Origin of the sequence: Aeromonas sp. Y289-2 (assembly GCF_027705925.1) — a bacterium.
Taxonomy (GTDB): Bacteria; Pseudomonadota; Gammaproteobacteria; order Enterobacterales; family Aeromonadaceae; genus Aeromonas; species Aeromonas veronii.
Map to the genome: position 1 here is coordinate 122,156 of NZ_JAPDCH010000007.1, position 20,029 is coordinate 142,184.

Annotated in this window: 24 protein-coding genes; 10 read left to right on the plus strand and 14 right to left on the minus strand. The window is 59.6% G+C overall.

Features of this window, described 5'->3' with window-relative positions; translation table 11 throughout:
- Positions 1–4: 4 nt before the first annotated feature.
- Together OKC43_RS12545 and glnK are read right to left on the minus strand one after the other, a co-directional pair.
- Positions 5–1,012 (minus strand): Fe(3+) ABC transporter substrate-binding protein, encoded by a 1,008-nt coding sequence (locus tag OKC43_RS12545; protein ID WP_005340374.1) that lies wholly within the window; start codon positions 1,010–1,012, stop codon positions 5–7.
- 258 nt (positions 1,013–1,270) lie between these two features.
- Positions 1,271–1,609: a P-II family nitrogen regulator gene (gene glnK / locus OKC43_RS12550; protein ID WP_005341406.1), complete on the minus strand. Its 339-nt coding sequence runs from the start codon at positions 1,607–1,609 to the stop codon at positions 1,271–1,273.
- A 201-nt stretch (positions 1,610–1,810) separates the two neighbouring features.
- Between glnK and arfB the strand changes: the two genes are divergently transcribed.
- Both arfB and OKC43_RS12560 read left to right on the plus strand, forming a co-directional pair.
- Positions 1,811–2,227: an alternative ribosome rescue aminoacyl-tRNA hydrolase ArfB gene (gene arfB / locus OKC43_RS12555; RefSeq protein ID WP_021230947.1), complete on the plus strand. Its 417-nt coding sequence runs from the start codon at positions 1,811–1,813 to the stop codon at positions 2,225–2,227.
- A gap of 30 nt (positions 2,228–2,257) precedes the next feature.
- Positions 2,258–2,749 carry a methylated-DNA--[protein]-cysteine S-methyltransferase gene (locus OKC43_RS12560; RefSeq protein ID WP_236271936.1) on the plus strand — a complete coding sequence of 164 codons (492 nt, stop codon included), beginning with the start codon at positions 2,258–2,260 and terminating at the stop codon, positions 2,747–2,749.
- A gap of 360 nt (positions 2,750–3,109) precedes the next feature.
- Here the strand turns inward: OKC43_RS12560 and OKC43_RS12565 are convergent, their stop codons facing one another.
- From OKC43_RS12565 to tapT, 4 genes are all read right to left on the minus strand, one after another.
- Positions 3,110–3,535 (minus strand): hypothetical protein, encoded by a 426-nt coding sequence (locus tag OKC43_RS12565; RefSeq protein ID WP_005340360.1) that lies wholly within the window; start codon positions 3,533–3,535, stop codon positions 3,110–3,112.
- Between the two features lie 194 nt (positions 3,536–3,729).
- Positions 3,730–4,503 carry a peroxide stress protein YaaA gene (gene yaaA / locus OKC43_RS12570; protein ID WP_236271937.1) on the minus strand — a complete coding sequence of 258 codons (774 nt, stop codon included), beginning with the start codon at positions 4,501–4,503 and terminating at the stop codon, positions 3,730–3,732.
- Between the two features lie 47 nt (positions 4,504–4,550).
- Entirely contained in the window at positions 4,551–5,660 is a 1,110-nt protein-coding gene (gene tapU, locus OKC43_RS12575; RefSeq protein ID WP_236271980.1) for a type IVa pilus ATPase TapU, read from the minus strand.
- Between the two features lie 28 nt (positions 5,661–5,688).
- The gene (tapT, locus tag OKC43_RS12580; RefSeq protein ID WP_005340354.1) at positions 5,689–6,723 is read right to left on the minus strand and encodes a type IVa pilus ATPase TapT; all 1,035 of its coding nucleotides are present in this window, start codon (positions 6,721–6,723) and stop codon (positions 5,689–5,691) included.
- Positions 6,724–6,762: 39 nt separating this feature from the next.
- Between tapT and OKC43_RS12585 the strand changes: the two genes are divergently transcribed.
- The 5 genes from OKC43_RS12585 (at position 6,763) to OKC43_RS12605 (ending at position 9,759) form a co-directional block, all read left to right on the plus strand.
- Entirely contained in the window at positions 6,763–7,464 is a 702-nt protein-coding gene (locus OKC43_RS12585) for a YggS family pyridoxal phosphate-dependent enzyme (RefSeq protein WP_236271938.1), read from the plus strand.
- Positions 7,465–7,606: 142 nt separating this feature from the next.
- Positions 7,607–8,431: a pyrroline-5-carboxylate reductase gene (proC, locus tag OKC43_RS12590; RefSeq protein WP_236271939.1), complete on the plus strand. Its 825-nt coding sequence runs from the start codon at positions 7,607–7,609 to the stop codon at positions 8,429–8,431.
- Between the two features lie 11 nt (positions 8,432–8,442).
- On the plus strand, positions 8,443–8,994 hold the full coding sequence (locus OKC43_RS12595; RefSeq protein WP_005340343.1) for a YggT family protein: 552 nt from the start codon (positions 8,443–8,445) through the stop codon (positions 8,992–8,994).
- Complete coding sequence (yggU, locus tag OKC43_RS12600) at positions 8,994–9,296, plus strand: DUF167 family protein YggU (RefSeq protein WP_021230942.1); 303 nt, start codon at positions 8,994–8,996, stop codon at positions 9,294–9,296. The genes OKC43_RS12595 and yggU overlap by 1 nt, the downstream gene beginning before the upstream one ends.
- Positions 9,297–9,339: 43 nt before the next feature.
- Positions 9,340–9,759, plus strand: coding sequence for a DUF4426 domain-containing protein (locus tag OKC43_RS12605; protein ID WP_005340339.1), 420 nt, complete (start codon positions 9,340–9,342; stop codon positions 9,757–9,759).
- A gap of 101 nt (positions 9,760–9,860) precedes the next feature.
- Here OKC43_RS12605 and OKC43_RS12610 read toward each other — a convergent pair whose 3' ends face one another.
- The 7 genes from OKC43_RS12610 to OKC43_RS12640 all read right to left on the minus strand — a co-directional run bounded on the left by OKC43_RS12610 (position 9,861) and on the right by OKC43_RS12640 (position 17,288).
- Positions 9,861–11,057, minus strand: coding sequence for a NupC/NupG family nucleoside CNT transporter (locus OKC43_RS12610; protein ID WP_005348874.1), 1,197 nt, complete (start codon positions 11,055–11,057; stop codon positions 9,861–9,863).
- A 182-nt stretch (positions 11,058–11,239) separates the two neighbouring features.
- On the minus strand, positions 11,240–12,175 hold the full coding sequence (locus OKC43_RS12615; protein WP_005340335.1) for a LysR family transcriptional regulator: 936 nt from the start codon (positions 12,173–12,175) through the stop codon (positions 11,240–11,242).
- A gap of 82 nt (positions 12,176–12,257) precedes the next feature.
- Positions 12,258–12,794, minus strand: a complete 537-nt coding sequence (locus OKC43_RS12620; RefSeq protein ID WP_236271940.1) for a glutathione peroxidase — start codon at positions 12,792–12,794, stop codon at positions 12,258–12,260.
- Positions 12,795–12,852: 58 nt separating this feature from the next.
- Positions 12,853–13,416 carry an NnrU family protein gene (locus OKC43_RS12625; protein ID WP_139442975.1) on the minus strand — a complete coding sequence of 188 codons (564 nt, stop codon included), beginning with the start codon at positions 13,414–13,416 and terminating at the stop codon, positions 12,853–12,855.
- A gap of 232 nt (positions 13,417–13,648) precedes the next feature.
- The gene (locus OKC43_RS12630) at positions 13,649–14,782 is read right to left on the minus strand and encodes a glycerate kinase (RefSeq protein ID WP_236271941.1); all 1,134 of its coding nucleotides are present in this window, start codon (positions 14,780–14,782) and stop codon (positions 13,649–13,651) included.
- Between the two features lie 9 nt (positions 14,783–14,791).
- The gene (locus OKC43_RS12635; RefSeq protein ID WP_058059709.1) at positions 14,792–16,054 is read right to left on the minus strand and encodes a GntP family permease; all 1,263 of its coding nucleotides are present in this window, start codon (positions 16,052–16,054) and stop codon (positions 14,792–14,794) included.
- A gap of 118 nt (positions 16,055–16,172) precedes the next feature.
- Positions 16,173–17,288 (minus strand): sugar diacid recognition domain-containing protein, encoded by a 1,116-nt coding sequence (locus OKC43_RS12640; protein ID WP_005340325.1) that lies wholly within the window; start codon positions 17,286–17,288, stop codon positions 16,173–16,175.
- A 209-nt stretch (positions 17,289–17,497) separates the two neighbouring features.
- Between OKC43_RS12640 and OKC43_RS12645 the strand changes: the two genes are divergently transcribed.
- A complete protein-coding gene (locus OKC43_RS12645; RefSeq protein ID WP_026034971.1) occupies positions 17,498–17,872 on the plus strand; it encodes a YacL family protein in 375 nt (124 codons plus the stop codon).
- 66 nt (positions 17,873–17,938) lie between these two features.
- Positions 17,939–18,235 carry a hypothetical protein gene (locus OKC43_RS12650; protein WP_270659330.1) on the plus strand — a complete coding sequence of 99 codons (297 nt, stop codon included), beginning with the start codon at positions 17,939–17,941 and terminating at the stop codon, positions 18,233–18,235.
- A gap of 67 nt (positions 18,236–18,302) precedes the next feature.
- Here the strand turns inward: OKC43_RS12650 and OKC43_RS12655 are convergent, their stop codons facing one another.
- Positions 18,303–19,040 carry a substrate-binding periplasmic protein gene (locus OKC43_RS12655; protein WP_021230935.1) on the minus strand — a complete coding sequence of 246 codons (738 nt, stop codon included), beginning with the start codon at positions 19,038–19,040 and terminating at the stop codon, positions 18,303–18,305.
- A gap of 120 nt (positions 19,041–19,160) precedes the next feature.
- Between OKC43_RS12655 and OKC43_RS12660 the strand changes: the two genes are divergently transcribed.
- Positions 19,161–19,991, plus strand: a complete 831-nt coding sequence (locus OKC43_RS12660; RefSeq protein ID WP_270659331.1) for a CPBP family intramembrane glutamic endopeptidase — start codon at positions 19,161–19,163, stop codon at positions 19,989–19,991.
- Positions 19,992–20,029: the final 38 nt, after the last annotated feature.

Sequence of the window (20,029 nt, forward strand, 5' to 3'; positions counted from 1 at the left end):
CTGATTACAAGTCGAACTTCACTTCATCCAGCAACTGCAAGGCGTCCTTGCGATGCTTGGCGTAATCGCTGACCGGTAGTGCGTCAGACTTGAAACTGCCCCAGGACTTGACCATGGCGGAAGGCTCGACCCCGGCCTTGACCGGATATTCGGCGTTCACGTCCGCATACATGTGCTGGGCGGTGTCGCCAGCCAGAAACTCCATCAGCTTCTGGGCCTCTGCCTTGTTCTTGGCATACTTGGTCATGGCCACGCCGCTCACGTTGACGTGGGCACCGCGGTCAGCCTGGTTCGGGAAGTTGATATAGACCGCATCCGCCCAAGACTTCTGCGCAGGATCTTTCAACATGGCGCCCAGATAATAGCTGTTGCCGAGCGACACGTCACAGATACCATCCTTGATCGCCTTGACCTGATCCCGGTCGTTGCCCTGCGGCTTGCGCGCCAGGTTGGCCTTGACCCCTTCCAGCCAGGTTTTGGTCTCAGCCATGCCGTGATGGGCAATCATGGAGGAGACCAGCGCCACATTGTACTCATGCTTGCCGCTGCGGGTGCAGATTTTCCCTTTGAATTCCGGTTTGGCCAGATCTTCGTAGCTGATGGTATCGAGCTTGCCGAGGCGATCCTTGCTGGAGTAGATGGCGCGAACCCGGGTGGTCAGGGCGAACCAGCGATTCTCCGGATCACGATAGATGGCGGGGATGTTCTCCTGCAGGATCTTGCTGTCCACCGGCTGCACCAACCCCTTGTCCACCAGATCGGTCAGACGGCTGATATCAACGGTCAGCATCAGGTCGGCCGGAGAGAGCTTGCCTTCCCGCTCCAGACGCTCGTTCAACCCCTCTTTGGCGAACACCACGTTCACCTTGATGCCAGATTCCTTCTCGAACTGCTGGATGATGGGCTTGATCAGCTCATCCTGCCGGTTGGAGTAGACATTCACTTCCCCGGCCGCCAATGCCGACTGAGCTGCCAACGCAGAGAAAGCCAGTGCCAACATCTTCATTTTCATCATCCATTCCTTGATTAGCTATACAGAGTGATAACGATTTCCGTTTGCATTCTGCATACATCTTATAAGCGGATCAAGAAAGCTCGCCGTCGCCACATCACATATTTAATCGCCCATAAATGAAAAGGGCCGGATGGAATCCCATTCGGCCTCTTCTGAGCAAAACGTTATGTTGATCAGGCTTCAATAAGCGCTCACTCCATCGGGATTCCCCGAGATCGGGAGGTCAACAGATCTGTACGTCACTGATGCGGTTCATCACAGCGCCTCGTCGTCACTCTCGCCGGTGCGGATGCGCACCGCTTGCAGCAAGTCGTAGACAAAAATCTTGCCGTCGCCGATCTTGCCGGTATAGGCCGCCTTGCAGATCGCCTCGATCACCCCTTCCACGTTATCATCGGCGGTAGCAATCTCCAGCTTCACCTTGGGCAGGAAGTCGACCTGATACTCGGCTCCCCGGTATAATTCGGTGTGTCCCTTCTGGCGGCCAAATCCCTTGACCTCGGACACGGTCAGCCCTTCCACCCCCAGGTTGGCAATAGCCTCGCGGACATCGTCCAACTTGAACGGTTTGATAATCGCACTAATCAGCTTCATCTGGTTGCTCCCAATCCATGGTGTGTCATGAATCGGGTTTCAATTCTTATGCCAAGTATTTTTATTGTTTTATTTCATATAGATAGAGTTTAATGTCGGCGCCATTCGCCAGGCACATCCCCATAACCGGCCAGCACGCCCCATAATGAGGCACCATGCTGCAGCGGTCAGCGGGTATGCACCAAACAAGAGCAAAACAGCATGTTAGTTATCTCCAACAGCGTCACGATTCCCTGGCATGAGCTGCAATTTCAGACCATGCGGGCACAGGGCAACGGCGGACAGCACGTCAACAAGACCGACTCCGCCGTCTGGCTGCGCTTCGATTACCGCAACTCTCCCAGCCTGACGCCCCTCTACAAGGAGGGTCTCGACAAGCTGAGCGACAGCCGGGTACACGATGGCTTTATCCTGATCCGGGTCGAGAGCCATCGCAGCCAGGACATGAACCGCAAGGAGGCGATGAGCCGTCTGGTGGAGTTGCTGAAAAAAGCAGCCTGGCGCCCCAAGGCCCGCCATGCCACCAAGCCGACCCGCAGCTCCCAGCGCAAGCGGGTTGATGCCAAAAAGCGCAAGGGTGATATCAAGTCCGCCCGCGGCAAGCCGGTGCTGGACTGATCCCCCCCAGCCTCCAAAGGATGTCAGCCGATGAGATACAGTTTTTGCGACAGCGCACGCGGCCCCCTGCTGGTCGCCATCGATCAGGATGGCCTGCGCTATGTGGAGTTCGTACAGGGGGAGCAGCCGGTAACTCCGACCGATGAGTGGCTGCGTGATGACCTGACTCTTGCTCCTTTCGTCGAGCAGTTCAACGCCTATTTCGCCGGAAAATTGCAGCAGTTCGATCTGCCCATGGCAGCGAAGGGCACCCCGTTCCAGCAAACGGTGTGGAACGCTTTGTGTGATATCCCCTATGGCGAGACCGTGAGCTATCTCGAGATTGCCCAGGCTATCGGCAATCCCAAGGCAGTGCGAGCAGTAGGCGCTGCCAATGGCCGCAATCCGCTGAGCATCATAGTGCCCTGCCATCGGGTGATCGGACGCAGCGGCGAGCTGACCGGCTACGCAGGCGGCATTCCCATCAAGCGCTGGTTGCTGGCACTGGAACAGACAGGCACAACATTCGAGCTGGCCCCATGAGACGATGACCGCCCCGGAGAGGAACGGGACAATATCGTGGCCAAAATGAAAAGGCTTTCAGCCAGTAGCCACGCTTTGCTGACAAGATGAACAGAAAATGAAGAATCGCCTCAGAACTACTTCAGATTGAGCTTGGCATGATGGCTCCATACTTGAATGGCACGGCTCATTCGCTGATTCAAGTAGCACCCATGTGACGCTTCCAATCTGTCTTTTTCCCCGCGCCTCTTCTGAGGCGCTTTTTTTGTGCCGACACAACAGGCCACCACTTGGGCTGAATGGCCTGAACGCCACAAAATCTGCGCCCGCCCAAAAACCAAGAGGCGAAGGATCATCCTTCGCCTCTGACGTAACAGCTGGCTACTCGCTCTGGGGCAGGAACTGCAGCTCCGGCGCCGAGGAGGTCAGCACATCGGCGCAATAATCCCAGGTCGAGATGCGATAGTGCTGCAGATCTTCATCCAGATGCAGGCCGTCCGACTCCTGATGGAACCAGCTGGCAAAACGGGATGGGGTGATGAGCTGGATCTGCTCTTCGATAGCGTGGCTATCCTTCCCCTCGGCCAGATCGCAATCTTCGATAACCCGCAGGGCGTAGATATGGCGAAAATAGACCCGGCAGAGGATTTGCGGGGGCAGATCGATGCTGCGTGCCCGCCCCAGCATGATGGTCAGAGAGTCGCTCCAGAGATCCTGATGCAGCTCGGCAACGACCAGCCCGGGTGGGAGCTGGCGGGACGGAGCCCAAGGTACGGCAACCTGCCGAATGGCATTTTTCTGTTCCATATTCACCTCGCGACGACTCGCTCCCTGTCTTGAGTCTATCTGAACCACATAGTCCCGGCGAAGGCAATCGATGGACAATAAAAACGGCAATAAAAAAGCCGACGTATCAAACGTCGGCGAATAAAAAGTGCTTACAACAGAGGATTCACATATTCAGACCCGCGGGTCGAAAGATTGGTTCCCTCTTTTTATAATTAATTTTCGGCGCGTTTAAACATCAGGGTATTGGCGTCCGACTCTTCCGGCACGAAGTAGTAGCCCTCGGCGTTGAAACCGGTCAGCTGCTCAACCTCGGTCAGACGGTGCTTGATGATGTGGCGAGCCATCATGCCGCGCGCCTTCTTGGCGTAGAAGCTGATGATCTTGAACTGGCCGTTCTTCTCATCCTTGAACACCGGTGTGACAATCCGCCCTTTCAGGCTCTTGGGCCGTACCGACTTGAAGTACTCGTCGGAGGCCAGATTGATCAGCACTTCATCCCCCTGAGCGGCCAGCGCATTGTTGAGGTGGTGAGTGATCACCTCGCCCCAGAACTGGTAAAGATCCTTGCCGCGACTATTGTCGAGTTTGGTCCCCATCTCCAGCCGATAGGGCATCATCAGGTCGAGGGGGCGAAGCACGCCGTAGAGGCCGGAGAGCATCCGCAGGTGTGCCTGAGCGAAGTCAAAATCGGCCTCGCTGAAATCCTCTACCGCCAAACCGGTGTAGACATCCCCCTTGAAAGCCAGCAGAGCCTGACGGGCATTGGCGGGGGTGAAATCTGGCTGCCACTCGGCAAAACGGGCAGCATTGAGACCGGCCAGCTTGTCGCTGATCTTCATCAGAGTGGCGATCTGGTCCGGGCTCAGTTGGCGGGCCCGGCTAATCAGTTCGGCGGAGTGAGCCAGCAGTTCGGGTTGGGTGAAACGGGGTGTCACCAGCGGTGACTCGTAATCCAGCGTCTTGGCCGGGGAAACCACAATCAGCATAACGTTCCTTTATGGCGAGGGGCCGAACGGCAGAGCGGCCCCATGATTCATTCATCCAGCGTCACATTGTCCAGCGTGCCTGTGCCGAGCCGTTCGCGACCGGAGAGCTTGATCAGCAGTCGCAGGTCGTTGGCCGAGTCGGCGTGGGCGAGTGCCTCACTGTAGCCAATCTGGCCAGCGCAGAACAGGCTGAAGAGCGCTTGATCGAAGGTCTGCATACCCAGCTCGGTGGATTTGGTCATCACCTCCTTGAGGCGATGCATCTCTCCCTTGCGGATAATGTCAGTGATGAGCGGGGTATTGAGCAGGATCTCGAACGCAGCGCAGCGCCGCTTGCCATCCATACTCGGCACCAACTGCTGGGCGACGATGGCCTTGAGGTTGAAAGAGAGATCGAACAGGAATTGGCGGTGCTTGTCTTGCGGCACCAGATGCAGGATGCGATCCAGCGCCTGGTTGGCATTGTTGGCATGCAAAGTGGCGAGACAAAGGTGTCCCGTCTCGGCGAACTGCAGGGCAAACTCCATGGTATCCTGACTGCGGATCTCACCGATCAGGATCACGTCTGGCGCCTGACGCAGCGAGCTTTTTAGCGCCACATCGAACGACTCTGTGTCGATCCCCACCTCTCGCTGGGTCACCAGACTACGACCATGCTGATGAACGAACTCCACCGGATCTTCCACCGTCAGAATGTGACCATCGGCATGCTGGTTGCGATAGCCGATCATCGCCGCCTGGGTAGTCGATTTGCCCGCCCCGGTGGCGCCGACAAACAGCACCAGCCCCCGCTTGGCCATCGCAACCTCTTGCAGGATCTTGGGTAGCTGCAGATCTTCAAAGGTGGGAATGCGGGTCTCGATACGCCGCACCACCATGCCGGGCAGCTCCTGCTGCCAGAAGGCGCTGACCCGAAAACGACCAAGTGCCTCGCGATAGATTGCGTAGTTGGCCTCCTTGGTGCGGATATAGCGCTCGAAGTGATCGCTGCTGAGGGTATCCCTGACCAGCGTCAGCGCCCCCTTCTTGTCAAGCGCTTCGCCCCCCAGCGACACCAGATGGCCATTCACCTTGAGGGTGGGCGGCGAGCCCACCGTCACAAACAGATCCGACCCCTTTCGCTCGACCAGCTCGCTCAGCAGATCATCCAGATTCATCATCTATCCCTCCCTGGGTGCGAGTCTCTTAAATGCTGTTGGGATCGACGGCCTTGGCCTTGGCATCGAGGGATGCCACCACGCCACGACTAACCAGCTGCTTGAGGCTCTGATCCATGGTCTGCATGCCGTGGGTCATCCCGGTCTGGATCACCGAGTAGAGCTGGGCAATCTTGTCCTCCCGGATGAGGTTACGCACCGCCGGAATGCCCATCATGATCTCGTGAGCCGCCACCCGACCGCCACCAATGCGCTTGAGCAGGGTCTGGGAGATGACCGCCCGCAGGGATTCGGAGAGCATGGAGCGCACCATGTCCTTCTCCGCACCTGGGAAGACGTCGATGATACGGTCGATGGTCTTGGCCGCCGACGAGGTGTGCAGGGTGCCAAACACCAGATGGCCGGTTTCGGCGGCGGTCATGGCCAGACGAATGGTCTCAAGGTCTCGCATCTCGCCAACCAGAATGATGTCCGGGTCTTCCCGCAGTGCCGAGCGCAGGGCGTTGCTGAAGCTCTTGGTATCTCGATGCACTTCCCGCTGGTTCACCAGACAGCGCTTGTTCTCGTGGACGAATTCGATGGGGTCTTCGATGGTGAGGATGTGGTGATGGAAGTTCTCGTTGATGTAATTGACCATGGCAGCCAGGGTGGTCGACTTACCGGAACCGGTCGGGCCGGTCACCAACACCAGACCCCGCGGGAACTCGGCGATCTTGCGGAAGATCTCCGGCGCATCGAGATCCTCGAGGCTCAGCACAGTGCTGGGGATGGTACGAAATACCGCGCCCGAGCCGCGCGCCTGCTGGAAGGCGTTGACCCGGAAACGGGCCAGATTGGGCACCTCGAACGAGAAGTCGACCTCGAAGTTCTCCTCCAGCTCCTTGCGCTGATGGTCGTTCATGATGTCGTAAATGAGGGCATGCACTTCTCGGTGTTCCAGGGCGGGCAAATTGATCTTGCGAACCTCACCATCAACCCTGATCATCGGGGGAACCCCGGCCGAGAGGTGTAGATCCGAGGCTTTATGCTTTACACTGAAAGCCAATAACTCTGTGATATCCATAGACTTGTCATTCTCCCATCACAAGATCACTAACGAAATATGAACCAGATTGCCCAGCACCTGTTTCAGGTAAAGGAACGTATTGCCCAGGCCGCCGAACGGGCGAGCCGCAACCTGCAGCAGATCCGCCTGCTGGCCGTGAGCAAGACCAAGCCGGTCGAGGCCATCATGGCTGCCCATGCCGCAGGTCAGCGCTGCTTTGGCGAATCCTACGCTCAGGAAGCGGCGGCCAAGATCGATACCTTGCGCCAGCAGCCGGAATATAGCGACATAGAGTGGCACTTTATCGGCCCTTTGCAATCGAACAAATCCAAACTGGTCGCCGAACGGTTTGACTGGGTGCAGAGCGTGGATCGGGACAAGCTGATCGACCGCCTCAACAACCAGCGCCCAACTACAATGGCACCGCTAAATGTTTGTCTGCAAATCAATATTAGCGGAGAGAGCAGCAAATCCGGAACGTCGGAACAAGAGATTTTCCGCCTTGCCGAGCTGGTCTCCCACAGTGACCGACTGGTGCTGCGGGGGCTGATGGCCATTCCCGAACACACCAGTGACGAGACCGTCTTGGCCGCCCAAATGACCCGCATGCAGACTCTGTTCACCGAGCTTTCGCGACAATACCCCACGGTGGATACCCTCTCGATGGGGATGACCGAAGATCTCGAACTGGCGATCGCCCACGGCAGCACCATGGTGCGGGTCGGCACCGCCATCTTCGGCGCCCGTGACTACTCATAGGCAAGGCCAGCGGATAACCCATACGTCCGCCTCTTGCCGCGACTTCATCAACAGGAGCGTTTGATGGAACACCAAATTCTGGCGTCTGGTGGTGCAGGCAGCACCCACCCCGCCGCGACCCCATGTGCTACAGGAGCATCTGATGCAGAATAGAACGCTGGCCTTTATCGGCGCGGGCAACATGAGCCGCAGTATCATCGCCGGACTGGTCAAGGCGGGTTATCCCGCCGGGCAGATCACTGCTGCCAACCCGAGCCAGCCCAAGCTGGAGGCGCTGGCGAGGGAACATGGCATTCGCATCACCCAGAGTAATGCCGAGGCAGCCCGAGGCGCCGAAGTGATCGTGCTGGCGGTCAAGCCGCAGTTGATGGCCGGCATGCTGGCAGCACTGGTTGAAGAGCTGGGATCCCTTGAGGGCAAGCTGCTCATCTCCATCGCGGCTGGCATCAAGGTGGCGCGCCTTGGCGAGATGGCCGGTGGCCATGACCGCATCATCCGCACCATGCCCAATACCCCGGCCCTGCTGGGTCTGGGCATGACCGGCCTCTATGCGCCCGAGCATATTGCCGCCGCGGATCGCGACTTTGCCGAGCTGATGATGCAGGCGGTCGGCAAGACCCTCTGGGTGGAGCAGGAGTCCGGCATCAACGGCGTCATCGCCGCAGCGGGCAGTGCCCCGGCCTACTTCTTCCTCTTTATGCAGGCGATCGCCGAAGAGGCAGAGGCAATGGGCTTCTCGCCCGAGCAGGCTCGCCTGCTGGTGCAGCAGACCGCGCTGGGCGCAGCCGCCATGGTGGAGCAAAACCCGGAGCTGGCGCTGCAGACCCTGCGTGAACAGGTGACCAGCAAGGGCGGCACCACAGCCGAAGCCATCAAGACATTCCAGCAGCAGGGGCTGATGCCGCTGACTGCGCAAGCCATGCAGGCGGCCGTTGCTCGCGCCACCGAAATGGAAACCCTCTTCTAACAGGAGCCCAGATGAACACTGCTTACTTTCTGATTAACACCGTTTTCGATCTCTACCTGATGGTGATCCTGCTGCGCGTCTGGCTGCAGTGGGCCCGTGCCGACTTCTACAACCCGATGAGCCAGATGGTGGTCAAGCTGACCAATCCGCTGGTGATCCCGCTGCGCCGTGTGATCCCGGGCTTTGGCGGCATCGATCTCGCTTCCGTGGTGCTGGCGCTGGCTGTCGCCTTCCTCAAGCTGGCCCTGCTCAAGAGCATGAACGTGCTGCTGGCGGACTGGCTCAGCATCAGCCTTTTCGCGGCACTGACTGTGCTGAAAAAAGCGGGCTCGATGATCTTCTGGGTACTGCTGATCCGCGCCATCCTGAGCTGGGTCAGCCAGGGCCGCAACCCCATCGAATACGTGATGCATCAGCTGACCGAGCCGTTTCTCGCCCCTATCCGCCGCGTACTGCCGGCACTGGGCGGACTGGATCTCTCGGTGCTGGTCGCCTTTATCGGCCTGCAAGCCATCAACTACCTGCTGGGTGACCTGTTCGGCCAGCTGTGGTGGATGATTTGATGCCAGCCGTCCTGCAACAAGGGGATGAACTGGTACTGCATCTGGTGATCCAGCCCAAGGCAAGTCGGGATCAGATCATCGGATTGCATGGCGAAGAGCTGAAAGTGGCCATCACGGCGCCGCCCGTCGATGGCCAGGCCAACAGCCATCTGATCAAGTTTCTGGCCAAGCAGTTCAAGGTGGCCAAGGGCCAGGTAACCATAGTGCGGGGCGAGCTGGGGCGACACAAAACCGTCGCCATCGACAGCCCCAAACAGTTGCCGCAAGAAGTGAGTGCACTGCTGAATGACACGCAAGGCTGAATGAATCGGCCTGCGCCAACCGTAGATATGAGAGGGATGACAGATGAAAACAGCCTGGATGAGTGGCCTGCTGGCACTGCTGATGACCCTGCCGCTCAAGGCAGAACAGATGAAGGAGCTGGGGCCCTGGTTGGTGCACTACAACGCCTTCAACTCCAGCTTCCTTACACCAGAAGTCGCCAAGGCGTATGGACTGGAGCGCAGCCGCTACAACGCCATCATCAATATCGCGGTACAGGACAAGCAGAAAGTGGCGCAAGCCGTAGGGATCACCGGTGAGGCCAAGAACCTGACCGGCACCATCCGCACCCTGAACTTTCAGGAGGTAAAAGAGGGGGATGCCATCTACTATCTGGCGACCCTCCCCTACCGCAACGAAGATACCTATCAGTTCACCCTGAAGATCATGGGCGGCGGGCAGCAACAGAACCTCAGCTTCCAGCAAACCTTCTACGTCGACTGAGCAGCAACAAGAAGCCCCGACCAAGGCCGGGGCTTCATTTTATCCATATGACAAGGGCGCCATCAGGGCGCCCTTGTTACATCTATTCCGTACCGCAGCGGTTACAGGGCAAGGAACAGACCGGCCAGACAGGCGCTCATCAGGTTCGCCAGCACGCCGGAGAGAATGGCGCGCATACCGTAACGGGCGATGAAGGATTTGCGCTCCGGCACCATGGAGCCCAGACCGCCGATCAGGATCGCCATGGAGGAGATGTTGGCAAAGCCGCACAGGGCGAAGGTCACGATGGCCTTGCTCGACTCGCTCAGGGTCTGATCCTGCACCAGACCGATAAAGGCGACGAACTCGTTGACCACGATCTTGGTACCGATCAGGGCGCCAGCGGCTTGCGCCTGATCCCAGGGCACACCGATCAGCCAGGAGACGGGGGCAAACAGCCAGCCCAGAATGATCTGGAAGCTCAGGTCCAGTCCTACCAGACCGCCAGCCCAGCCGAGCAGGCCATTCAGCATGGCGATCACGCCAACGAAAGCCAGCAGGGTGGCACCGACCGCCACCGCGATATTGAGGCCAGACATGGCGCCATCGGCAGCCGCTTCGATCACGTTGGTAGCGCGGGGGATCTCCACATCCTGATGGTGATCGACCTCTTCAGCTCCCGGCGGCACCAGGATTTTGGCCATCGCCAGACCGGCAGGGGCCGACATGAAGGCTGCCGCGATCAGGTATTTCAGCTCAACCCCGAGGCTGGCATAGCCCACCAGGGTGCCACCGGCGACGGAGGCGAGACCACAGCTCATCACAGCGAAGAACTGGGAATCGGACATCTTGGAGAGGTAGGGTTTGACCACCAGCGGCGCTTCCACCATGCCGACGAAGATGTTGGCGGTCGCGGAAAGACTCTCGGCACGGCCGGTGCCCAGCAGCTTCTGCAAGCCACCACCCAGCAGGGCGATCACCCGCGGCATGATACCGATGTGGTAGAGGATGGCGATCACCGCGGAGAAGAAGATGATGACCGGCAACACGTTGAAGGCAAAGATGAAGCCCAGCTTGAACTTGGCCAGATCGCCGAACAGGAAGGCGATCCCCTCCTGACCATAACCAATCACGCTGCTTACGCTCTCGCTGACCCCGTTCAGCACATGCTGACCGGCAGGCAACCAGAGCACCAAACCGGCAAACATGATTTGCAAGCAGAGGGCAAGGCCAACTGTTCGCAACGGGATACGACGACGATTATCAGAGCATATGACGGCAAGCGCCAGGATACTCAGGATGCCGAGCAGGGCAATCATAGGGACTCCATCAGGTGGGGCAAAAGATGGGCGCGGATTCTGCGCCTCTCACCCCGTCACTGCAAGTCCACTTGGTTACAACCCTGTTAGAAAAAACGTTTGCACGATATCGGTTGCGCCAACTGGCTGATTTGGTTCGATTTTAGTATCAGGAGAAATCGAGAGTTCTTAAATGGAAACAATCATTCCTCACCACCGGACAATTTACCCCCGAGCCAGGGGGCCAGTCGCTGCTCCCAATAGGGTTCGGGGCCAAAGCGGGCCTTGAGGAAATCGATGAAGAGACGGATCTTGGGATCCAGATGTTCACGCCGGGCATAAACGGCGTGTACCGCCATCTGCTGGTTCGGTCGCCACCCTGGCAGCACAGGGATCAGCTTGCCGCTCTGTAACTCCTTGTCCAGCAAGTAGTTGGCGATATAGGCGATGCCGAGCCCGGCCAGTGCCGCATCCCGCACCGCCTCCGCCATATCCACCCGATAGTTGCCCGCCACCTGCACCGTCTGGCGCTCCTTGCCCTGGCGAAACGACCACTGGTGATAGCGCCGCTCCCGACTCTGGTAAGTGATGCAGTTGTGCTGGGCCAGATCCTTGGGATGAAGCGGCGTGCCGTGGCTCAGCAGGTAATCCGGCGACGCCGCCACCACGAAGCCGATGTCGGCCAGCCGCTGTCCCACCAGCCCTTCCGGCTTGTCCTCATAGGTGGTGAGCCAGAGATCCAGCCCCTCATCCACCAGATTGGTTCTGTGGTCAAACAGCGAGACCTCCAGCTCCAGCTCGGGATAGCGATCCTGAAACGCCTTGAGATGGGGAATGACGTGCAGACGGCCAAATGATTGGCCCACCCCGAGATGGAGCACGCCGCTCACCTTGCCGCGCCGCTCGGCGATCATGGAGTCCGCTTCCTGCGCCACCGCCACCAGCGCATGACAGTGACGGGCATACTCCTGACCCAGCTCGGTCAGGACAAAGCGGCGGGTGGTGCGCTGGACCAGCTGGGCGCCAAGGGTGGTCTCCAGCAGCGCCAGCTGCTTGCTGATATGGGATTTGGAGACCCCGAGACGACGGGCGGCGGCAGAGATCCCCTGCTCGCGCACCAGCGCATCGAAGATCACCATTTGAGGAAGACGTTGCAGCACAAGATAACCGGATTGAGTGGCGGGAGCCCATTATTCCAGAGCCGCCCGCCAAGGGGTAGGGTCAGAGCCCCAGCGCCCGGGTGATCTGCAGTTTGAGGGGGTCGTCAGCCGGATTCTGGTTGGCGCCGTAGCTGGCGATCAGCTTGCCATCGCGCCCCACCAGATACTTGTGGAAGTTCCAGTTCGGCTCATCCCCATCAGCGGCCGCAGCCAGCCCCTTGAACAGTGGCACAGCATCGGAGCCCCGCACCGCTACCCGATTGAACATCGGGAAGGTGACGCCATAGTCGCGGCGACACACCTCGGCGGTCTTGGTCTCGTTGCCCGCCTCCTGCCAGAAATCGTTGGAGGGGAAACCGAGAATAATCAATCCCTTATCCTTATAGCTCTGGTAGAGCTTCTCCAGATCGCGGAACTGGCCGCTGTAGCCGCAGTAGGAGGCGGTATTGACCACCAGCACCACCTTGCCCTCGGTCAGCTGACAGAGGTTGTGGCGCTGGGCTTTGTTGAGCTCCCGCATCTCCACATTGAAATAATCTGGGCACGCCGCAGAGGCCGCACCGGCCACCAATAACAGCAACAGAGTGAACCATTTCATCGCCAAGACTCCTTTTGTTTTGTCCATCATACGCGGTTACCAGAGCCGCAGTTCACTCTCAATGCAATGGAATGCCAGTCAGCCAGCCGTGGCCCCAGAACACCAGCAGCGCGGTGGCAACAAGGCCAGCCCCGACGCTGATGCCGGTGCCCGTCCAGTTGGCCGCCGGACGGGGATATCGCTGCCAGTCCCGCACCGAAATCCAGACCATGCTCACCAGCGCCCACAGCCCGATGCCGCCAAACAACACCAGAGAGCGCGCCTCGCTGTTGACCAGCAGATGGGCCACCGCCCAGAGCAGGGTACCGAGCAGTTGGGGATGCACCAGCCAGCGCCGCAGATGGTTGGGCCCCTGGCCGGAGAAAAAGAGGATCAGCGCAAAGGGCATCATCACCGTCATGGTCATCGGCCCCCACTCCGGCAGGAAGTAGAGCGGCAGCGAGTTGGCCGAGCGCCAACCGGCAATGATGCAGGCGATGGCGACAAACACCAGCAGGGAGAAGAGCCCCTTGTAGCGGTTCTCACCCAGCCGCTCGCGCAGTCGCGCCCGATGGGCCACCGCAAAACAGGGGTAGAGATGGATCAGGGTAAACAGTGCAACCCCCAGGGTCAGCAGGAACATGAGTCTCTCCTTGTACTTGGTACGACCACTATGCCGTAAAGGGAGATGTGCGCCTATCAAAACCGCGCTGACCCATGGAGTCAAAAGTGTGGCAAAACAAAGGAGCAGAAAGAAAAGAGCCGATCACGATGGATCGGCAAATAAGTGCCAGGGCAGTCAGACATCTCGCGAGATGGGAGATGCCCCAAACGGGGATATTGAGTGGCCGATGGTACCCATCGGCCGAACCGGATCAACCCTTGAGTTGATAGAGCGCCGCTACGTTGCGCGCAGTGAGTTGAATATTGGTGCTGGCGCTCTCCAGCGCCTCCGGTAGAGACATGGCACGGTTGACCACGGCGAATACCGCGTCCAGTCCGTGATCATGTACCACACCGCAATCATCGGTCAGGCAACCGGAGATGCCGATCACCGGCTTGCCGAACTGCTTGGCGCAACGTGCGACACCGATTGGCGTCTTGCCATGGATGGTCTGGCTGTCGATGCGACCTTCACCAGTAATGACCAGATCCGCATCGGCCACTTCATCGGCCAGTTTCAGCGCTTCGATGACGATCTGGATGCCGGGCTTGAGCTCGGCACCAAGCAGGCCGACCAGCGCGGCACCCATGCCACCGGCGGCACCCGCCCCCGGAATATCCTTCACCTGCTTGCCAAGGGCCTGCTCAATGCAGTCGGCATAACGGGAGAGGTTGGCATCGAGTTGCGCCACCATCTCTGGAGTCGCCCCCTTCTGCGGGCCAAACACCGCGGAGGCGCCTTTCGGACCGCACAGCGGGTTGTTCACATCACACGCCACCTCGATAACCAGGTCGCTCAAGCGCGGATCCAGACTACTCAGATCGATGGTCGCGAGCTCAGCGAGACCTGCGCCACCCAGCTCGATGGCAGAGCCATCGGCTTTGAGCAGCTTGCCGCCGAGCGCCTGGATCATACCGGCTCCGCCGTCATTGGTGGCGCTGCCGCCGATACCGAGAATAAGGTGCTTCACCCCCATCTCCAGCGCGGCCAGGATCAGCTCGCCGGTGCCGAAGCTGGAGGTGAGCAGCGGATTGCGCTGCTCGGGCGCCACCAGATGGATGCCGGAGGCGGCAGCCATCTCGATGACGGCGCGCTCGCCATCGCCCAGCAGGCCGACGAAGCCCTGTACCTTGTTGCCAAGGGGGGCGGTCACTTCGACCGGCAGGATACGGCCACCGGTGGCATCCACCAGCGATTGCACCGTACCTTCACCGCCATCGGCCATCGGCAATTTGACGTAGGTGGCGTTCGGCAGCACCTGCTTGAAACCGGCCTCGATGGCATCAGCCACCGCCATGGCGCTCAGACTCTCCTTGAATGAATCGGGGGCAATAACAATTTTCATATCAATTCCTTAGGCGAGGCCAAACACGCCAAACATCAGGGTGGAGACAGTGGCAATGGTCAGACCGACTGCAGTTTCGTAAGGGATAAGTTTCAGGCGCTCACCCACCCCCATGTGGACGCTGCCACCGGTGGCATGGAAGAAGGAACCGTGGGGCATGTGGTCAAACACAGTGGCACCGGCATGGATCATGGCCGCCCCGGCCAAACTGCTGATCCCCAGTTCAATCAGGGTGGAGCTGAATACGTTGGAGGCCACCACGGTACCGGCGGTGGTCGAGGCAGTCGCCAGCGACATCAAAGCACCGGAGATGGGCGCCAGCAGGTAAGAAGGCAGACCGGAGGCGGTCAGGCCGCTGATCAGCACATCTTTCAGGCCGGAGTTGGCGATGATGCCTGCCAGGGTACCGGTACCCAGCAGCATGATGGCGACCGGCGCCATACGAGCGAGGCCGGAGACCGCAAACTGGTTCACCTTGCTGAATTTACCCATCATCAGGGCGCCGACCAGACCACCGAGGGGTAGCGCAATAAGCGGATCCACCACGATACCAGCGACCGGCCGCAGGGCCAGCAGCAGGATGGCGACCAGCGGCGCGCTGATGGCGGCGGCAAAGCCCGGCAGTTTGGTACCCTCGAAGCTCACCACCTCGTCGGCGGCCACCTTGCTGCCCTTGTTGTTCAGCCGCTTGGCGAGCCAGTAAGCCATCACCAGACCGAACAGACCCGGGATGATACCCGCCGCCATCACAGAGGTGAGGGGCAGATGGAAGGCATCAGCCGCGGCAATGGCGTTGGGGTTGGGGGACATGACGTTGCCCGCCTTGCCGCCGCCGATCATCGCCAGCAGGATGGCCGCCTTGGAGAGGTCGGCACGGCGGGCGATAGCCAGCGCGATGGGCGCCACCGTGATAACGGCCACATCCACGAATACGCCGACCGCAGTCAGGATCAGAGTCGCCAGCGCCAGTGCCAGCAGGGCGCGGGTTTCACCGAGTTTCTTGACGATGGTCTCGGCGATAGTGGTGGCCGCACCCGATTCGATCAACACGCCGGCCAGTACACCGGCCGCCAGGATCCGCATCACCGCAGTGGTGATCCCCTGGGCACCGCCGATCATCAGGGCGACGGTCTGGGTCAGATCGGCACCGCCAATCAGGCCACCGGCCAGGGCACCCACGATCATGCCGTAAGCGGGCGGCACCTTTTTCAAAATGAGGATGATGGCGATGGAGAGCGCCGCGATGGCGCCAAGGGCTGTAACCGGGATCATGACGGACACCTTCAATGGGAGTGAATGGCCGCCATTATGGAGATTTGCAATCAGAATGCTTTGGCTTAAAAACCAAAAATTGCGCCATTTAAAAGTGTTTTTTTGTCCAAATTCACAATCACAAGTCGAGATTAAGGCCGAGATAGAGCAAAAATTTGTCGTCTAACTTGTTGAAATTCAACCCGGTTATCTGCTCTATCCGCCCCAGCCGATAGCGCAGAGTATTGGGGTGAATGAACAGGGCTTCGGCACAGCGATGCAGATCACAATCCTGCAAGAAATAGTGGCGCAGGGTCTTCTGCAGCGCCCCCTTGCCATCTTCCCGGGCCAGTTTCTGCAGCGGTGTGCGCAGCTGATCCGCCTGCCAGGAGTCCGCCAGACTCCCCAGCAGCACCGGCAAGCGGTAATCCTCGAAGAAGTAGACCTGTTTGCGCGGCGCCTGCCGCATGCCACGGCGCAATGTATCTCGCGCCGTCTGGTAAGAGCGCGCCAGCCCGTCGATCCCGGCGAAGTAATCGCCCACCGCGATATGCACCTTGAAGTGGGGAATACGGGCCAGCAACTGCTTGATCCGGCTGCGCTCCTGCGCCGATTGCCAGACGCCATCACTCAATTGCGCCGGTTTGAGCACCACTATCTCGTCGAGCCCGTTGATGGCGACCAGATTGTCCCGCTCCGGATTTTCCAGCTGATGAACCAGCTCCCGCAGACGAGCCGGATCGGCCTCCTCCAGCGCCAGCACGGCCACCACCCGAGGCTGGGCCAACTCCAACCCGAGAAAGCGGGCCGCCTGCTGCAATTGATCGACTCGCCCCTCACCACGTATAAGCTGCAACACCAGCTCCTCCTTGTGGCGCTTGTCCCACTGCAACTGCTCGGTGAGCGCCGCCTGCTCCAGGATCAGTTCGGCGGTCATTCGCACCAGCTCGGCGTAAGCACGCACTTCCTCCGGATCGCCGGAGATACCGATCACCCCGATCAGCTCCCCCTGATAGGAGATGGGCAAATTGATGCCGGGTCGCACCCCTTTGAGCTGCAAGGCAGTCGCTTCGCTGATCTCCACCACTCGGTTTTCGGTCAATGCCAGCACGGCCCCTTCGTGGCGCTGATGAATCCGCTCCGGATTGCCGGACGCAATGATGAGGCCATGTTCGTCCATCACGTTGACCGAGAACGACAGGATTTTCATCGCCCGTGCTACGATCTGGCGGGCAAGGTTATCGTTTAGCTGCATAACATCTCCGGACAAGGGGCTGATCTGGCGGCGCCACCACGGGCTGATTCAGGACACATGGGCGCAAAGATGCCACATCATCAAGACAAGCGAGAGGGGGATCGCTAGAATAGGCCACTTTACCCGATGTGTGCCCCGCCATGGAGCAGGAATTGCGTGCTTGCACCCGCCTGCCCGTGATGGCCCATCCCTCCGATCTGGACTGTGCTATGGATTATGAATTTCGCCGCGACCCGTTTGGTGGCTATCGCGCCCGGTTCTCCATGGGCCATGAAGCCATCGGTCAGTGGCTGATCGACGAGGTTGGCAAGGATGAGGAGAAGCTCGACGAGCTCTTCTCCATCATTGACCAGCTCTCCAACCGCACCCGAGTCGAATACCGGCTCAACGGCGGTGACTACTCCCTGCTGCTGACACATGAAGAGGCGGAGGTGAAAGCCAACGCCCTCAATATCGAGCTGGGTGAGGATCTTGACGATCTCGCCTACTACGATGATGAACAGCTGGCCATGTGCGGGCTGGAAGATTTTGCCCAGGTGCTCACCTCCTGGCGCGCCTTTATCCGTAACGAGGATATGGGCTGATTGACCCAATGTCGGATTACTATGTCGGGCAAACGTGCCCTTTTGCCTAACTCAACAGGATTGACTATGTCTATTTACGATTTTGATGACGAACTGCCGGAAGAAGAAGAACAGGAATCCACCAAGAAAGCGGCTGCACCTGCCAAGAAGAAAGGCAAGCAGGTGATGAACACTCAGGTCAACCTGAGCCCGCGCGATGCCAGCCGTCTGAATGGCATGCACGTTGAAGCGATCACCACCCTGGACGATGTCAGCCTGCCGAAGAACGTGATCTTCAAAGCGGGTCTGATTGCGCTGGGCGAACTGGAAGCCGGCAAGCGCGCTGATATCATCGCCCGCGTGATCGCAGAATCAGGCCGCTAATCGCCCCTGAAGGCATAAAGAAAGCCGGAGCCACTGCTCCGGCTTTTTGTTTTCCGCCTAGGCACTCTCAACGGCAATCGATCCCCTTTCCGGCTCGGGAGACCAGTTGGTCATAGCGACCATCGGCACGGGCGGCAGCCAGGGCATGATTGAAGCGCTCAAGCAGGTTGGCGGCCTCCGGATACTGCCGTGAAATGATCAGGTAAAAGGTGTCGCTCTGACGAAAGTGGGGCAATGCCTGCAGATGGCAGGGGTCGCCAAACAGCTGACGGCTGGCATCCCGGGTCACCGTCTCGTTCATCGGCAGCAGATCGATCCGTTTGCGATCCAGCAGTTGCAGACACTGTGCCAGGGTCTTGGGGCGCTGCAGATCCAGCCCGAAACGCTTGATCACCCCGTCGGCATGGCTGGTGCTCCACCCCAGCGGAATGCAGACTCGCAGCCCTTGCCAGCGGCCAGCCTGAATGGCCTCGCTCCCCCGATAGGTAAACCAGGAGAGGCGATCTATATGAATGGGAGCGCTGTAGTGGAAGAGCTTGGCCCGATCGGCAGTCCAGGCGTAGGGGAAGGTGGCCGCGACCAACCCATTGCGGGTCAACTGATAGCCGCGGGGCCAGGGCAGGTAGTCGACCTGGAGCTCTCGATACCCGGCCTCTTGCAGCAGGGTCGTCACCAGCCGGGTGCTCTCGCCGCCTTCAGGCAGTGCCTTGCCGGTATAGGGGGTGAACTCACCGGTCACCAGCAGCAAGGGTGCGGCCTGCAGCCAGACACACCAACAACACAACAACCACAGACAGTGCTTCATCAGCTGCTCTCCCTTTACCCTGTTGATGAGTATAGAGAAGGGATCCGACCACCTCCTGCGCGGTTGTCCTGCTGACGCCCTCTTGTTAAGGTTGCCGCCTGCCTCGATCAAGGAGATCCAATGTTACCCCTTCCCGACTCATTTATCTGGGGCGCGCTGGCGCTGGCCGTGCTGCTTGCCCTCTTCCGCCAGCGTCTTCCCGCCTTGGCCCTGCTGGGACTCTCCCTGCTGCTGGCACTGTGGCTTGACCGAATGACACTACCCGCCCTGCTGGTCTCGGTCGCAGGATTACTGCTGGCGTGGCGTACGCCAACCCTCCCCGCCCGCCGGGCGATGGCGGCCAGAGTGGTGCTGATCCTCTGGGCGATTGCGCTGACCCTGCACCTCATCCCCGGCTTCAACAATCTCAAGGTGCTGGATCAGGCGCTGGCAGGCCCCGCCAGCGTGCCGTTCAACATGTATCTGAACCTCGACAAGCCGCTGCTGCTCTTTGGCTTGCTGCTGGCCTGCCCGATGCTGCTGGGCAAGGGGGGCGCAATCCGCTGGCGCCCGCTGGCCCTGTTGCTGCTGCCGCTGGGAGCCCTGCTGGTCATCGCCTGGCAGTTGGGGGCACTGAAACCGGAAGTGGGTCTGCCCCACTGGTGGTGGCTGTTTGCACTCAACAATCTGCTGTTCACCTGCGTGGCGGAAGAAGCGCTGTTTCGTGGAGCTATCCAGCAGGGGTTGACCGAGCGTTACCGCCCCTGGATTGGCATCGTCGTGGCTGCGCTACTGTTCGGAGCCATCCACCTGCCCGGTGGCCCGCTGCTGGCGCTGTTTGCGACCCTGGCAGGCTGCTGCTATGGCTTGGCATTCCAGCTCAGTGGGCGACTCTCCGTGGCCATCCTGATCCACTTCGCCTTCAACTTCGCCCATCTGGCGCTCTTCACCTACCCGCTGGCCCACCGCTAACTCCTGAAGGCGCCTGACACGGGCGCCTTCCCTCGCTC